Consider the following 15,969-nt stretch of genomic DNA (forward strand, 5'->3'; position numbering starts at 1 on the left):
TGCGGTGTCTTTCATTGCTGCGTGCGGTGGCAGGCATGCGGCACTGTTGCGCCGCATGATGGTCCGATGCCGTCTTTCGGTTCAGGTGACGTCTGGCCGTCAGTCGGCGGGTTTGACGTCGACGAGCGAGTAGGGCGCCCGGAACGGCTGGGGTACCGAAAGCCTCGTCTTGTTGAAAACCATCGTCTGGGCCGGTTCGTGCACCGGTACACCGACGAAATTGGCGAGCAGCTGGCCGTGGAAGTTCCGGAAGTTGACGACGCGCTCGTCCCACGACTTCGAGCCATACATGGCGAGTTCACGCAACTCCTCCGACTTCGGGTCGTTCCACATCGACAGGTTCCAGGAATCCAGGCGCTTGGCACTGAAGAACCAGTCGAGGATGTCGGCGTTGGTCCAGGAATAGGGCGCAAGCACCAGCTCGCGCTCGGGCTTGAGGAACTGGCTGCGGTAGGTGCCGGCGTCGAACACGGTGATCTCGGCTTTCACGCCGACGGCCTTGAGCTGTGCCTGGATGATTTCGGCCGTGCGCTTGTATTCGGTGTCGGCCCGGGCCCAGAGCTTGACCTTGAGCGGCTTGCCGTCCTTGACACGAACACCGTCGGCGCCGCGAGCCCAGCCGGCCTCGTCGAGCAGGCTGGCTGCCTTGGCTGGGTCATGCCTGATCTGCAGTGCCGGATCGACATTTGCCTCGCCCAGTGCGGCGACCAGGAACTGGTGCGCCTCCTTGCCGACCCCGCCATAGACGCTCTTCAGGATCGAGGCCTGGTCGATGGCAAGTGCTGTCGCCTGCCGCACGCGGATGTCGGTGAAGGGGGCAGCCTGGGTGTTGATGGTAACGAGGGTCACGCCATAGCCGGGAAGCTCCCTCAGATCGATGTCTGCCTCGTCCTTCAGCTGCGGCAGGAAGTCGGTCGGCACGTCGAGCAGCATGTCGACGCCGCCGGTCTTGAGTTCGAGGAAGGCGGTCGAAGCGTCGGGGATTTCGCGCGCGGTCAGGCGCTTGATGTACGGCGCGCTTCTGTTTTCCGTCAGCGCGCTGCCCCAGCTGTAGTCCTCATTGGCGACGAGCACGGTTTCCTGGCCGACGACGAAGCTCTCGAGCTTGTAGGGGCCGGTGCCGACGGCCTCGGTCACGCCGTAGTCCTGGCCGCCCGCCTCATAGGCCTTCGGGCTCGGGACGCCCATGTTCGTCATGGCGAGGTTGAAGATCAGGTTCGGCTCGGGACGCTTCAGGATGAAGCGCACTGTGTGGTCGGCGACGACCTCGACGCTCTCGATGGCATCGACCATGTATTCGTTTTCGGTGCCTTTGAACTTGGGGATCCACCAGGCGATGGTCTGGGCGTTGAACGGCTCGCCGTCGGTAAAGGTCACGTCTTTGCGCAATTCGAAGGTCCAGCTCATACCGTCGGGACTGACCTCCCAGGAGCTGGCGAGATGCGGATGATAGGACTGGTCGGCCGCCTGCTCGACGAGGCGGTCGTAGATCAGCCCGGCGGCCATGTTGAGGGTGACGGCGCGGATCGGATCATAGCTGGCGGCGCCCGACTCCTGGCGCCCGATCACGATCACCGCCTCGGTTTCCGCCAATGCGTGCGCGGGCGAAAACAGCCCGACAGCGATGCCAAGCGAAATAGCGGATGCAGAAAATAGGAACCAGCGACGGTTCATGAACCCCTCCCAAGGTTGCGTTGTGGATCGTGTGGCGGTGTCGGTGCTACGTCTTGCGGCCGGCGTGGCCGACGAAATCGCCATAGAGACCGGACATCCGGTCGAGCCGTTGCTCGACCTTCGGCCCGAGCTCGCCGATGATGCCATTGACCATCAGGTGGACGAGCGTCAGCATCGGCCCGTTGGTGTCCCAGAACAGGTTGATCTCCGAAGGTACTGCAAAGACCTCTGTGGTGCAGTCATGCGCCCAGTCGCAGAACAGGTCGGTGACGAGTGTCACCGGCATGCCGGCGTCGCGGGACCTTTGCGCCAGGAGCGCGGCCTGGCGGGAATAGCGGCGCGCGTCGAACATGACGAGCGCCGAGGCTTTCGGGTCGGCGAGCAGCACCTCGGAAAAAATGCCCGAGGAATGGTCGGCGAGATGCACGCCGTCCCTGACATACTGGAGCAGGTGGGCCATTGTCGCGGCGATGCCGCGCTCGCTTTGGAAACCGGCGATGAAGACGTTGTTCACTGTCGCAAGGCGCTTGACCACGGCGGACCATTGCGGCGTCCGAACCAGCTCATAGACCCGAACGGTGGCGGCGAGTTCGAGCTCGAGGCTTCTTGCCAGGTCGCCGCCACCTTCGCGGGTGCTCGCTTGGAACTCGCGCAGCCGGTCGCCGATCAGCCACGGGCTGTCGGAGACATCGACCTTGAGGTCGGCCTTGAGGTCCTTGAAGTGCTGGTACCCGATCGAGCGGCAGAAACGCCCGACCGTCAGTTCGCTGACGCCGACCTTTTCGGCGACGGTCATCGCGGTTTCGAACGGCAGTTCGCTGAGATTGGCCAACATGTAGGTGGCGATGGCGCGGCTCGCCCCCGCGCCGCTCTGCAGGCTGTCCGTCAATCGCTGGCGTACCGTTCCGCTCATCTGTTCTCCTCCTGCAAATAAGATTGTCAGTTTTCTGAAATCGAATCAATAGTGTTATTTTTCTGACATTGCAGGATATACGGAAGCTTCGCCGATGCGCTGCACCGCCGGCAGTAGCGCTGGGGATGGGCGATTGCATGAGAACGGCGCCGCTGGGGCATTCGTCTGGCAACGTTGATGCCGAGCGGCTGGAAGAGGTGGAAAGTGTCGGCGTGTTGCGCGGCAATTGCCTAGCGGCATTTGCGCTTTCTGACAGAGTCGATGGCGGCCTGCTCCTGCCGCAGGCCGTCGATCCTGGCCGTCTGCCTGTCCTGGATGGCAGTGATGGCCTTGGTGCCGCCCGGCGCCCATGCCGGAACGTTCCACTGGCCGACGGTGCCGCGGCTGATCGCGGTGCGCGAAATGCTTGATGCCGTGGTGCCCATGACGACATCGAGTTCAGCACAGGCCATGGCGTCGTATTTCAGCGGATCAACTGGTCCGACCGAGCCTGGCCCGGATACGCAGCCGGCCGCGGCGGCCAGGGCGAGGAACAGTGTGGTCCTCGCTGAAGCAAGAGCAATTGCCTTCATCGGGCAAGAGTAACAAGCCCGGCCGGAGATTGGAACCAGGTGCCCAGGTGAGCGCTCGCGCGTCAGCTCAGGTCTGGCAGCTGCGGGCGTTGACCGGCAGCGTCAGCACTTCGCCCTCGTCACGGCGGAGGACAAAACTGTCGAAATTGGCGATGGTGGCGCAGGAGTGATTGGGGAACACCCTGACGCGGCTGCCGAGCGGCAGGGTGCGACCTCCCGCGGGTACGAAGCCGTGCTCCTCCGACATGCGTTCGAGCGTCCACACGCCAGCGCCGCTGCCGGCGTCGGCGCCGATGACGATGCCGAAGCCGTTGCCGCCCATGCCATGGGCGCCACGGTCTGAGCTCATCGTCTTGGAGCCGGTATCGATGATGAAATGTGTGTCGTTGGCGGCAACGACACGAGCCACCACCGAAAGCGCCAGATCGTCGGCACTGCAGATGCCGAGGCGGAGGGCGGTGCCGTCGAGGAAGACGTAGTTGCCAGGGCGGATGCAGTCGACTGCCTGCAGCGGCGCGCCGAGACAGGTCGGCGTCGCCCCGACCGACAGGCAGGGTACATCGATGCTCAGGCCCTTCAGCATGGCGGCGAGGCCGGTTAGTGCTGCCGCCTCGGTGCGGGCAACCGCGGCGAGGTTTTCGGAATCGGTAGCGGCATAGGAATGGCCGGCATGCGACAGCAGGCCGGCGAAATGCAGGCCGGGTGCTGCGGCGATCTTTTGGCAGACAGCGATCGCCGCGGGATCGTTCGGCTTGAGGCCGACGCGACCGAGACCGACATCGACCTTGAGGAAGACGCCGATGTCGACGCCGTGGCGCACGGCAGCGGTGGAGAGCGCGTCGACGCCCATTTCGCTTGCGGCAATCGTGCGCAGTTCGGTGCCGTGCGCCTTCACCGCCGGCAGCAGGCGGTCGAGCGAACCGGCATTGACGATCGGATAGGCGACGATGATCGAGGGGATGCCGGCCTCGACGAAGACCAGTGCCTCGCTTGGCTTGGAGGCGGTGATGCCACGGGCGCCAAGCGCCAGCTGCCGCTTCGCCAGGTCGATGCTCTTGTGCGTCTTGACGTGCGGGAACATGACGAGCCCTGCAGCATCGGCGCGGGCCTGCATCGCCTGCATGTTGCGGGCCAAGCGCGTCTCGTCGACCTCGACATAGGGTGTCGGCCATTCCGCCGCAGCCGGGCGCCTAAGGCCCTCGATCTTCAGCTGCGCTTGGGATGCGGCAATGTCGGGGCTTGTGTTGGCGGACGCAGGGGCGGCCGCCAACGACATGTTCGAAGGGGTCATGTTGGGAATGCTCTGATTTGAAATAGGGAATGCTTGATAAGGCAGTCGTCAGCCCGCGGCCACCTGTCTTACGTAGTGGGTGGATGAGATCTGGTGCATCGGCAGCTCGACGGGCACGAAGTCGGGCGCGCGCATGGCGCTCGGGATTTCGTCCGACATTGGCACTCGTCCTTCGGGACGGCGCGTCGGATCGGCGATCGGCACCGTCGACAAAAGCTTGCGCGTGTAGGGGTGCTGTGGGTTGCCGAAGATCGAGCGGCGGTCGCCGATCTCGACGATCTCGCCGAGATACATCACTGCGACCCGGTGGGCGATGCGCTCGACCACGGCCATGTCGTGGCTGATGAACAAAAGCGCGATCTGCATGTCGCGCTGCAAATCCATCAAAAGGTTGATGACCTGTGCCTGGATGGTGACGTCGAGCGAGGCGACCGCCTCGTCGGCGACGATCAGGCGCGGGCGGAGGGCAAGGGCGCGGGCAATGCAGATGCGCTGGCGCTGGCCGCCGGAGAAGGCGTGCGGGTAACGTTCCAGCAGCTCCGGCGCGAGCTCGACCTTGGCCATCAGCTCGGCAGCGCGGGCCCGCATGCTCTCCAAGGAGCCGAGCTTGTGCACCCGCATCGGGTCGATCAGCGACTGCTCGATGGTCATGCGCGGATTGAGCGAGGAGAACGGGTCCTGGAAGACCATCTGGGCTTGGCGTCGAAACTTCGCCACCACTTGCCGCGGCGCGCCGACAAGTTCGACGCCGTCGAAGCGGATCGAGCCGGAGCGTGGCTTGTCGAGCTGCATGATCGACCGCGCGACGGTTGACTTGCCACAGCCCGACTCGCCGACCAGCGCCAGTGTCTCGCCGGGGAAGATGTCGAAGGAGACGTTTTCAACGGCATGGACGCGGCCGGAGACATGGCCGAACAGGCCGGTCTTGAGGTCGAAGCGGGTGACCAGGTTGCGCACTTCGACCAGCGGCCGGCCAACCTCTTTCATTGGGGAGGATGCGTTCATTTGCCTGCCTCGGCGAGCTGGCGCTCCGGTTCGAACACCAAGAGCGGGAACTTTTCGGGCGCGTCCTTGTCGGCCATGCTGCCGAGGCGCGGCACTGCCGAGATCAGCGCGCGCGTATAGGCGTGCCTAGGCTTGGCGAAGACGTCGTAGACGGTTCCCGTCTCGACGATCTCTCCCTTAAGCATGACGCAGACCCGGTCGGCGACCTCGGCGACGACGCCCATGTCATGGGTGATGAACAATACCGACATGCCGATCTCCTGCTGCAAGGCGCGAACAAGATCGAGGATCTGCGCCTGGATGGTCACGTCGAGCGCCGTTGTCGGCTCGTCGAGGATCATCAGCGACGGCCGGCAGGCGAGCGCGATGGCAATCATCACGCGCTGGCGCATGCCGCCGGAGAGCTGGTGCGGATACTGGTCGAGGCGGCGTTCGGCATCGGGTACGCGCACCAGCTTGAGCGTGTTGAGCGCGATCTGGCGCGCCTGCTCCGGTGTCTTGCCCTGATGGTGGACGACGGCCTCGGCGATCTGGTCGCCGACGGTGAAGACCGGGTTCAGGCTCGACATCGGATCCTGGAAGACGATCGAAATTTCGGCGCCCCTGAGTGCCTCGACGCGCTTTTCGGAGAGCTTGGCGAGGTCGGCGACCTTGCCGTCCTTGAGGCGCATCAGTACCCGTCCGCCGGTGATGGCGGCACCATCATATTCGGTCAGCCGCATGATCGTCATTGCCGTCACCGACTTGCCCGAGCCGGACTCGCCGACCAGCGCCACCGTCTCGCCGCGCGAAATGGTGAAGGAGATGCCGCGCACGGCGCGGAAAGGTGCGCGGGAGCGGACAGCGAAGGAGACTTCGAGATCCTCAACCGACAGGATGACATCCTCGGGCAGTTCGGGTGGGGCGGAGTTGGCAGGGATCATCGGCGCATGGACCCGGTTTCAACGACGAGATGTCGTGTCGGGGCATCGAACGCAACGGCGCCGCGTCCTGTCAATAGGCGGGCAGGGGGTAGTGGCCCGCCCTGGAGCGGTCATGTCTGGCCGGTGACGTGACGCGCCGGCGCAAAAGCCAGTGAAATCAAGGCGCCGCAATTGGGTCGGCCAAAACTATGCGCATCACGCATCGTATCGCCTGTCTTCGCATAGCAAGCCGGACCAGCCATTCGGGGCATCCCGATCGGTCAGGCGGCGTCCAGCGTGGCATCGAGACTGCTTCGGTACTGGGGCAGTTCGGCGCATTCCTTGAGATGCTGCCACAGGGCGTCGCCGTCATGGCTGCCCGCGCCGGCGCGCCGGAAAATGCGGATCTCCATTTCCAGCGCCATCTGCTGGCCGCCGATCTGGACGAGCTGGCCCTGCTTCATCGCTTCGGCGACGCAGATCTGCGGCAGCCAGGCGACGCCGCGCCCGGCGACTGCCATGTGCTTCAGGCCGTCGGCAAGCGCCGACTGGTAGACGGTGCTGAGATTGAGCGGGCGGCGCCAGCGCGACTGTACCAGCGTCGCCAGCTTGCCGATGTAGCCGTCGCTCCAGGAGTAGGCGAGGTAAGGAATCTCGGTGCTTTCGGGCACGTCGATGTCGAACAGGGCGCGGCCGTTTTCGTCGGTTCCCGAGACCAGAACAAGCCTGTCCTTGCCGATCTGCAACGATTCAAAAGGTCCGCCTTCAAGAACGGGCGGGCCGTCGGGATGGACATAGGTGATGCAGAAGTCGCACTGCCCCGAGCACAGATGGTCGACGCTTTCGAGAAAATCGGCCGCGTGCATGCTGGTGCGCAGCGGCATGCGCGAAATCAGCGGCGAGCTGATCCACTTCGGAAAAAAGTACATCGCCAGCGTGTGCAGCGCGGTGAAGGTCAGCATTGCCGAGCTTTCGCCGGCGACATTGCGGCAGTCGGTGCGCAACCGGTAGGCCTCGCGCACCAGCCGCTGACAGCCGGGCAGGAACATGTTGCCCGCCCGGGTCAGCTGCACCGGATAGGTGCTGCGGTCGATGAGGTCGGCGCCGATCCAGCTTTCCAGCGATTTGATGCGACGGCTGAAGGCCGGCTGCGAAATGTTGCGCGCAGTGGCGGCGGTCGAGAAATTGCGTGTCGCGGCTATTTCCAGGAAATCTTCAAGCCATTGCAGTTCCATGCCGGCCCTCATGCGTGTTTTGCATAGTCCATCCTATCTACACATTGGACAGACCGGCAAGCGCTCTTCTAGCCTTTCCGTAACGAGAAGAAGAAAACTTCCTCCGCCATCAGAAGGGAACGATGATGAAACTAGCCTTAGCGTTGGCTATGGGCATGGGGCTTGCCGTCACGGCTGCGCCTGTCATGGCCGAGACAAAGAACCCCGGCACATTCGTCTTCATGTGGACCGACGACATCCAGTCGTTTGATCCGGCCTACATCGCCAACACGCCGAGCTCCTATGGCGCACTGAACATCTACAGCCGCCTGCTCAACTTCAACGGTTCGAAGATTTCCGAGTTCGTACCGTCGCTGTCGACGGAGGTGCCGTCGCTGGAAAACGGCCTGATCAAGCAGGGCGACGACGGTTCGGTGAGCTACACCTTCCCGATCCGCAAGGGCGTCTTTGCCCACAAGGTCGGCGTCAAGGGCGCCGACGGCAAGATCACCTGGGAGTATTACGACAAGCTGACCGACGCCCAGAAGGCGGCGATAGCGCCAGGCTACGGCCAGATCACGCCCGATGACGTGCGCTATTCGCTGCTGCGCGCCATCCTGCAGGGCCAGTCCTGGATGTCGAACGCGATTACCGAGGTGATCACGGCGGGCAAATACACCGACATCGCCAAGTGGGTGGAGACGGAAGGCAAGGTCAAGACCTTCGCCGAGGCCAGCCCCGAGACGCTGCGCAAGGTCTATGACCAGCTGTCGGAGCAGATCGTCGTCGACGGCGACAACGTCACGCTCAAGCTGCCGAAGTCGTTCCCGGCGACGCTCGGCGTCATCGCGTTGCCTTTTGGCACCTCCATCCTGGACAAGGAATGGGTCGCCTCGGTCGGCGGCTGGGACGGTTCGGGCGACAACTGGAAGGCGCACTACCGCCCGGAGCTCGGCGCCAATCCGCTGTTCGCCGAGGAAAACGGCACCGGTCCGTTCATGCTCGAGGAATGGGACCGCACCGACCGCCGCATCACGCTGAAGCGCTTCGACAACTACTTCCAGGGTCCGGCCAAGCTCGAGCGCGTGGTCATGCGCACGGTGCCGGAATGGACGACGCGGCGCCTGCAGCTCTTGTCGGGCGATGCCGATTTCGTCGCGGCTCCCGTCGAGTTCATCGACGAGCTCAGCAAGACCGAAGGCGTCAAGGTCATTGACGGCCTGCAGAAGGTGTTCTCGCGCGGCATCTTTTTCGCCTGGCCGCTCGACGACAACGACAATCCCGCTATCGGCAGCGGCAAGCTGGACGGTCAAGGCATCCCGCCTGACTTCTTCGCCGACATCGACGTGCGCAAGGGCTTCAACTACGCCCAGAACTACGACGCGCTGATCAACCAGGTGCTGCTCGGCAAGACGGTGCAGTCGCGTGGGCCGACGGTGCGCGGCATCATGGGCTACCGCCCGGATTCACCCATCTACAGCTACGACCCTGCCAAGGCCGAGGAGCACTTCAAGAAGGCCTTTGGCGGCAAGCTGTGGGACGTCGGTTTCACCTTCACCGCCTATGTGACCGAGGGCAATCCGCAGCTGACGGCAGCCCTGTCGGCGCTGCAGATGGGCCTGTCGCGCATCAACCCGAAGTTCAAGATGCAGATCCAGGCACTGCCTTGGGCGTCCGTCTCTGACAAGCTCAACAACCGCGAAAAGCCGGCGGCGCCGCTGACGGTGATGGGGTGGGGTCCCGACTATTCCGATCCGGGCGGCCCACTCGGTGCGGCATCCTACTACCTCTCGCCCACCGGCCTCGTCGGCGGCATGGTCGGCCAGGGCTACCGCGACCTGATGGCGGAGAAATTCAAGCCGCTGCTCGATGAGGCCTGGGCCTCGAACGACCCGGCCGTGCGTGAGCCGATCTACGCCAAGCTGCAGGACATGTCTTTCGAATACGCCACCACGCAGTTCCTGTGGGAGGACTTCGGCTACGTCGTCACCCGTAGCAACATCGACGGCTATGTCGACAACATGATCCTCTACGGTGCCTGGGACTTCTACCCGGTGACCAAGGCCAACGACTGATTGGCGGCCAATACGCCGGGCGATCCTCTTCGCCCGGCGTATTGCTTGTTTTCCCCGAAACCGGAACCCGTGCACCTGTGCTGACCTACGCCCTCAGACGACTGATGATGCTGCCCATCGTCCTGTTCGCGCTGTCGTTGATGATCTTTGCGCTGCAGATGTCGCTATCGCCGACGCAGCGCCTGGCGGCCTATGCGCCGTCGCCCGACTACCTCAAGGGTGGCCAGGAAAGCATCCGCCGGATGATCGAGCAGTACGGGCTGAACGATCCCTTCTACATCCAGTATGGCCGCTGGATCGGCGGCGTGCTGACCGGCAATCTCGGCTGGTCGGAAACAGCCCGCCAGCCGGTGTCGACGGCGCTGATGTCGCTGTTTCCGGCAACGCTGGAACTGGTGGTGCTGGCGTTCATTCCGTGCCTGCTGCTCGCGGTTTTCCTGGGTTCCCGCGCCGGCATCCACCTCAACCGCTGGCCCGACCACGCCATCCGCATCTTCACCATCCTGGGCTGGTCGTTTCCGGTCTATGTCTTCGGCCTGCTGATGCTTCTGGTGTTCTACTCGGCGCTCGACTGGTTCCCGCCCGGCCGGCTCAGCCAATGGGCGCAGACGACCGTCAGCTCCGGTGATTTCGTCCGCTACACCGGCGCCAACACCGTCGATTCGATCCTGAACGGCAACTGGGCGATCTTCGTCGATTCGCTGCGCCACCTCGCAGCCCCTGTCATCACGCTGACCTATGTCAACGTTGCCTCGATGACGCGGGTGATGCGTACCTCGATGCTCGAGACGCTGCGTCAGGATTATGTCCGCACCGCCCGCGCCAAGGGCCTGCCGCGCCGCGTGGTCGAACTCAAGCACGCCCGGCGCAACGCGCTTTTGCCGGTGGCGACCATCGCCGGCATGGAGCTTGCCGTCATGATGGGCGGCGTCGTCATCACCGAGACCATCTTCGACTATGCCGGGCTCGGCCAGTTTGCCGCCAAGACCGCGGCCAATCTCGACTTCCCGGCGGTTCTCGGCTTCGGCCTCTATTTCGCGGTCGTTTTGGTGCTGATGAACCTGATCGTCGACCTGATCTATCCGCTGCTCGATCCGAGGGTGAAGACGCAATGAAGTTTCTTCGCTACCTCGCGCGCAATCCGGTGTCGCTGCTCGGCGTCGTGATCCTTCTGGCCTTCGTGCTGATTGCCATCTTTGCGCCGATGCTGGCGCCGCCGCAGAGCTTCCAGCTGTCGCCCTACGACACGCCGCGCGCCGGCTTTCTGGCGACGCCGATGCCGCCGTCGCGTGATGCGTTGTTCGGCACCACGCAAGGCCAGTACGACATCTTCTACGGCGTCGTGTGGGGCACCCGCACCGCCTTCAAGATCGGCCTCGGCGTCGTTGCCATCTCGGTGCTGATCGGCACGGTGATCGGTGCTGTCGCCGCCTATTATGGCGGGCTGGTCGAAGAGGTGCTGATGCGCATCGTCGACGTGTTCATGGCTGTGCCGTTCCTGATCGCCGCAATGGTGCTGACCGCACTGCTCGGCAAGGGCATCTGGCCGATCACCATCGCGCTGACAACCTTCGGCTGGATGAGCTACGCCCGAATCGTGCGCAGCGAGATCCTCAGAATCCGCGAGATGGACTACATCCACGCGGCGCGCGCCTATGGCGCCAGCGACCTCAGGCTGATCGTGCTGCACATCCTGCCCAATGCCATGTTCCCGGTGCTGGTGCTGGCGACCATGGCCACCGGCTCGATGGTGCTGTCGGCGTCCGCGCTCAGCTTCCTCGGTGTCGGCACCGAGGAAGGTTATGCCGACTGGGGCCAGTTCATCGCCTATTCGCGCAACTGGATCGTCGGCCAGCCCGGCAACCCGTTCCAGTTCTGGTACACGCTTGCCTTCCCAGGTGCTGCCGTCTTCCTGTTCGTGCTGTCGTGGAACCTTGTCGGCGACGCGTTGCGCGACATGCTCGACCCCCGCCATTCCCACTGAAATTTCCCCCATCTTTTCAGCTCAAGGAGCATTTGCCATGCCTTCCCTGTCCGCCGCATCGATCGAGCTGTTCGAGGACCTGATCCGCTACGAGGTCGAGGACAAGGCGATCCCGTCGATCTCCTATGCACTCGTCGACCGCGACGGCGTGCTGGCTGAGGGGCACATCCAGCGGAGCGACCGCCATTTCGACATGCGCGAAGACACCTGCTTCCGCATCGGTTCGATCACCAAGACCTTCACCTCGCTGGCGATGATGCAGCTTGTCGAGAAGGGGCTCGTCGACATCGATGTCGACGTCTCGACCTACCTGCCCGGCTTCCATCCGATCAACCCGTTCGCCGGCGCCGAAGCTGGTCCGCATGGTTCGGTGATCAGCCTGCGCAAGCTGATGACGCACACCTCCGGACTGGTGCGCGAGCCGAAGAGCGGCCACTATCTCGACGCCACCCGGCCGCCGCTCGAGGATACGGTCAATGAGCTCGCCAGCTCGACGCTGAAGCAGGATCCGAGCATCGGCATCATGCATTATTCGAATGCCGGCATCGCCGTGGTCGGGCGGGTCATCGAGGTGGTGACCGGCCAGAGCTATTCCGACTATGTCTCAGAAAACATCATGAAGCCGCTCGGCATGAACCAGTCGTCCTGCGGCATGGCTTCAGGCATCCGCGAACGCTTGGCGCCCGCCGACATGTGGACCCTGGACGGCGACACGCCGGCGCCGGTGTTCAGCCTCGGCGGCTCGCCTGCGGGCAACATCTTCTCCACGACCGGCGACATGGCGCGCTACGTCCAGTGCCTGCTGCGCGGCGGCTTCAATGCCGAGGGCAACTCGATCATCTCGCCGGCCTCGCTGCGCGAGATGTGGGCGCCATTCGGCAAACGCCCCGACAGCCTTGACAAGTCGATGGCCGGATATGGCCTGTGCTACGGCGCCGGCGAGGTCGACGGCTGGGAGTCGGTCGGCCATGGCGGCGCGGTCTATGGCTATGCCTCGCACATGCTGATCCTGCCCGGTGCCGGCATCGGCGTGCTGATGTTCGCGACGCTCGATTTCGCCAACCAGATCGCCTCACGCCTCGGCGTCGATGGTCTGCGCATAGCCCTTGCAGAGCGCAAGATGGGCAAGCCGTTGCAGCGCCTGCAGCGTCCGCCCGTCATCGCCGACGAGCAGTTCAGGACCCTGCCCGGCTATTACAGCGACGATGCCACGCAGGAGGTCGTCGAGGTCAAGGCGAAGGCTGGCAAGCTCTATCTGATGGGCGACGGCGTGCCGCTGCAGATCCGGCCAGTATCAGGCAAGGACTTCGTCATCGACGGCCGCATCTATGGCCGCGGCGCCGGCTATGCGCACATGAACCTGTCCTTTCCCGAGCCGGGCAAGCTGGTCTGGAAGGATGCCAGCTGGACGCGCATCGAGGCGCCTGCCGACGAGACCGTGCCGGAGGAGATCGAGCCGCATCTCGGCGAGTACGGCCCTGACTTCAACATCACCTATCTCAGCTACAGCCATGGCGGGCTGAAATGCCTGATCGAGTATTTCTGCACCCACAGCTGCGAGCCGGTGGGCGAAGGGCGCTTCCGCATGCATGGCAAGCTTTATGAGGACGAAATCCTGGAGCTCGATGCCGTCGACGATCACGGCAGGCGCGGCATCCGCGTCGGGCCGATGTTTCTCGAGCGGCGCCCCTTGTCCCGGGCGGAGGCGGCCTGAGCAGCAGCATGACCGCACCTTTCAAGATGGAGTCGCCGATCGGCTCCCGCATGGTCATCGCCGGGCGCGAGGTCGACTATTACTGCGGCACCTCCTATTTCTGCCTGCACGGCCACCCCGAGGTGATCGAGGCGGCCTGCGCTGCCACCAGGCAGTATGGCATGGGGCCGGGCACGCTGGCTCACATGCAGGTCTATGCCGATTTGCAGGAGCGGCTGCGCCAATGGTTCGGCACCGAGGAGGTCGTTTACATGATATCGGGCTACACCAGCCCGATGGTGCTGCTGCAGGGGCTGCGTGAGGATTTCGACCTCGTCTTCATCGATGCCGCGACGCATTACAGCACCCGCGACGCGATCCCGACGCTGGGCAAGCCAGTGCATGAGTTCCGCCATGGCGATGCCAATGACCTGGCAGCGCAGCTGGCGCTGCATGTCGGGGTCGGGCAGAGGCCGGCCGTGCTGACTGACGGGGTGTTTCCGTCCTCCGGCCGGTTGGCGCCGCTCAACGACCTCAGGCAGGCGATGGCACCTTACGACGGCGCGTTGCTGTGCATCGACGATTCCCACGGTGTCGGCGTGCTCGGCGAGACCGGGCGCGGGTCGCTGCAGCATGCCGGGCTCGAAGGCGAGGGCAACTTCCTCGCCGGCACGATGAGCAAGGCGTTTGGTGCGCTGGGCGGGGTCGTTCCCGGCGACGCGACCTTGGCCGAAAAGATCACCCGCAACGCGATGATCATGCGCGGCGCCTCACCCGCACCGCCCGGATTGGCTGCCGCCGCCGCAGCGTCGTTGCGGATCCTGCAGACGACGGACAGGCGTTCCAGGCTGTCCCGCAATGTCAGCCGGATGCGCAGCGGCCTGCGCGGCCTCGGCTTCGAGGTCGCCGACACGCCGGTGCCGATCGTCACCATCAAGGGCGTCACCGACCTCGAACTCCTGCGCGATCGTCTTGCCGAGCGCGACATCATCGTCAGGGTCCAGCAGCCGGGCGGCTATTCCGACGCGTCGGATGTGCCGAGCATGCGGCTGGCGGTGTTTTCCGAGCATTCCCCCGACCAGATCGACCGGCTGCTGCGGTCGATGGCTGAGCTTCTCTAGAACCGAGGATTACGATCATGAAGGTGTTCATCAGCGCCGACATCGAAGGCACCGCCGGCATTACCGTGTGGGACGAGGCCCGCAAGGGACATGCCGCCTACGAAGAATTCCGCGAATACATGACCGACGAACTGGTGGCGGCCTGCGAGGGCGCCAAGGCTGCCGGCGCGAAGGAAGTGCTGGTCAAGGACGCGCATTCCACCGGGCGCAACCTGATCCTGTCGAAGCTGCCGGCCTATGTCACGATCGTCAGGGATTGGAGCGGTCACCCGGATATGATGATGTTCGGCATCGACGACAGCTTTTCGGCGGCGCTTTACACCGGCTATCACAACAAGGCTGGCACCGACACCAATCCGCTGGCGCATACGCTGACCGGCACCGTATCGCGGCTCCTGATCAATGGCGAGGTGGCATCCGAGTACACGCTCAATGCGCTTTGTGCGGCGCGTTATGGGGTGCCGTCGGTGTTCCTGTCAGGCGATGCCGGCATGTGCGCGGAAGCCAAGCTTCTGGTGCCGCGCATCGGCACGGTTGCGACGAGCGAGGGGTTTGGCCCGGCCACAAGATCGCTGACCCCAAAAGCCTCGGTCGCTGCGATCCGCGCCGGCGTCGAGGAAGCGCTGTCGCGCGACCTCAAATCCTGCCTGCCGAAACTCGCCGACAGCTTCGAGCTGGTGGTCGAATACACCAACCCGCACGAAGCCTATCGCGTCAGCTGGTATCCCGGCGTCGAGCATCCGGCGCCGCGCACATTGCGCTTCCGCGCCAGTGATTTCTTCGAGATCCAACGCGCCATTCGCTTCATCGTGTAGCGGAAACGCTTACGGCCGGCGGCGCCTGAACGGGTGCGCCAGCCGCTTCGCCCCGGCCTCCTCTGTTCGGCCCGGGGCGAGCGGCAAGCATCGCGCATTAGGCGCGAGCTTGTCCGACGCTCCGTCCGGAGGATTGGCGAGCATGCGGGCAACGATGCTCTTGCGGAGCCGGCGCCGGTCTTCGGCGTCGTTAGCGCGCGAAGGGCGATGGTCCAATGATGGAACGGACAATGGAAAGGGATCGTCCACGCACAGTCGGCGGTCAACATCACGGCGCTACCGACCAGCCTGAGCTCGGGATCTTCATCGAGCGCCGCCACCAGGCGACCGACCCGAGCCGGCTCGGAAATGGCGTTGGCGTCGAGTCTTACGATGATGTCGGTGGGTGGCGCCTCGATGCCGAGGTTGGCCATGGCGGCAGTGCTGATGATGGTCGGATGGATCGCCACGGATGCGGGTATCGCGACGGGCGGCTCTGTCGAACAGCTCCTTCTGGCCAGTAAGGTCGACGACGACGATGAATTCAAGATCACGATAATCCTGGGCGAGGATGCTGTCGCCCGCGGCAACGTTGAGTTGACCACCGAACATGGTCGGCAACGCCAGAATAGCGCCTATCCGCCTCAGGATGCAGCAGATTTTGATGTGCGTTGCACAACATTTGGAGTTGCACCTTAGCTGTCACGAAAATAGGCTGAATTGTCCCTCCG

At 64.1% G+C, this 15,969-nt stretch carries 12 protein-coding genes and 1 pseudogene; 7 read left to right on the top strand and 6 right to left on the bottom strand.

The features are described from left to right. Window positions 1–99 precede the first annotated feature (99 nt). The 6 genes and pseudogenes from Amn_RS00680 to Amn_RS00710 all read right to left on the bottom strand — a co-directional run bounded on the left by Amn_RS00680 (window position 100) and on the right by Amn_RS00710 (window position 7,592). Complete coding sequence (locus tag Amn_RS00680; protein WP_286294258.1) at window positions 100–1,674, bottom strand: ABC transporter substrate-binding protein; 1,575 nt, start codon at window positions 1,672–1,674, stop codon at window positions 100–102. Window positions 1,675–1,720: 46 nt separating this feature from the next. Continuing rightward, window positions 1,721–2,587: a MurR/RpiR family transcriptional regulator gene (locus tag Amn_RS00685; protein ID WP_286294260.1), complete on the bottom strand. Its 867-nt coding sequence runs from the start codon at window positions 2,585–2,587 to the stop codon at window positions 1,721–1,723. Between the two features lie 230 nt (window positions 2,588–2,817). Continuing rightward, window positions 2,818–3,159 carry a hypothetical protein gene (locus tag Amn_RS00690; RefSeq protein ID WP_067955578.1) on the bottom strand — a complete coding sequence of 114 codons (342 nt, stop codon included), beginning with the start codon at window positions 3,157–3,159 and terminating at the stop codon, window positions 2,818–2,820. Between the two features lie 67 nt (window positions 3,160–3,226). Further along, complete coding sequence (locus Amn_RS00695) at window positions 3,227–4,450, bottom strand: alanine racemase (RefSeq protein ID WP_286294261.1); 1,224 nt, start codon at window positions 4,448–4,450, stop codon at window positions 3,227–3,229. Window positions 4,451–4,498: 48 nt separating this feature from the next. After that, window positions 4,499–6,378, bottom strand: a pseudogene (locus Amn_RS32710) (ABC transporter ATP-binding protein). 260 nt (window positions 6,379–6,638) lie between these two features. Then, complete coding sequence (locus Amn_RS00710; protein WP_286294263.1) at window positions 6,639–7,592, bottom strand: LysR family transcriptional regulator; 954 nt, start codon at window positions 7,590–7,592, stop codon at window positions 6,639–6,641. 125 nt (window positions 7,593–7,717) lie between these two features. Between Amn_RS00710 and Amn_RS00715 the strand changes: the two genes are divergently transcribed. The 7 genes from Amn_RS00715 (at window position 7,718) to Amn_RS00745 (ending at window position 15,937) form a co-directional block, all read left to right on the top strand. Further along, the gene (locus Amn_RS00715; RefSeq protein WP_286294264.1) at window positions 7,718–9,646 is read left to right on the top strand and encodes an ABC transporter substrate-binding protein; all 1,929 of its coding nucleotides are present in this window, start codon (window positions 7,718–7,720) and stop codon (window positions 9,644–9,646) included. A 77-nt stretch (window positions 9,647–9,723) separates the two neighbouring features. Next, window positions 9,724–10,761 (top strand): ABC transporter permease, encoded by a 1,038-nt coding sequence (locus tag Amn_RS00720; RefSeq protein ID WP_286294265.1) that lies wholly within the window; start codon window positions 9,724–9,726, stop codon window positions 10,759–10,761. Then, complete coding sequence (locus Amn_RS00725) at window positions 10,758–11,630, top strand: ABC transporter permease (RefSeq protein WP_067955573.1); 873 nt, start codon at window positions 10,758–10,760, stop codon at window positions 11,628–11,630. The genes Amn_RS00720 and Amn_RS00725 overlap by 4 nt, the downstream gene beginning before the upstream one ends. Before the next feature lie 37 nt (window positions 11,631–11,667). Further along, window positions 11,668–13,344, top strand: a complete 1,677-nt coding sequence (locus Amn_RS00730) for a serine hydrolase domain-containing protein (protein WP_286294266.1) — start codon at window positions 11,668–11,670, stop codon at window positions 13,342–13,344. A gap of 8 nt (window positions 13,345–13,352) precedes the next feature. Next, window positions 13,353–14,444 carry an aminotransferase class I/II-fold pyridoxal phosphate-dependent enzyme gene (locus tag Amn_RS00735; RefSeq protein ID WP_182574500.1) on the top strand — a complete coding sequence of 364 codons (1,092 nt, stop codon included), beginning with the start codon at window positions 13,353–13,355 and terminating at the stop codon, window positions 14,442–14,444. Window positions 14,445–14,461: 17 nt separating this feature from the next. Then, window positions 14,462–15,259 carry a M55 family metallopeptidase gene (locus Amn_RS00740; RefSeq protein WP_067955565.1) on the top strand — a complete coding sequence of 266 codons (798 nt, stop codon included), beginning with the start codon at window positions 14,462–14,464 and terminating at the stop codon, window positions 15,257–15,259. Window positions 15,260–15,670: 411 nt separating this feature from the next. Continuing rightward, window positions 15,671–15,937 carry a hypothetical protein gene (locus Amn_RS00745; RefSeq protein WP_286294270.1) on the top strand — a complete coding sequence of 89 codons (267 nt, stop codon included), beginning with the start codon at window positions 15,671–15,673 and terminating at the stop codon, window positions 15,935–15,937. Window positions 15,938–15,969 lie beyond the last annotated feature (32 nt).

Source organism: Aminobacter sp. Y103A (genome assembly GCF_030294925.1).
Taxonomy (GTDB): Bacteria; Pseudomonadota; Alphaproteobacteria; order Rhizobiales; family Rhizobiaceae; genus Aminobacter; species Aminobacter ciceronei.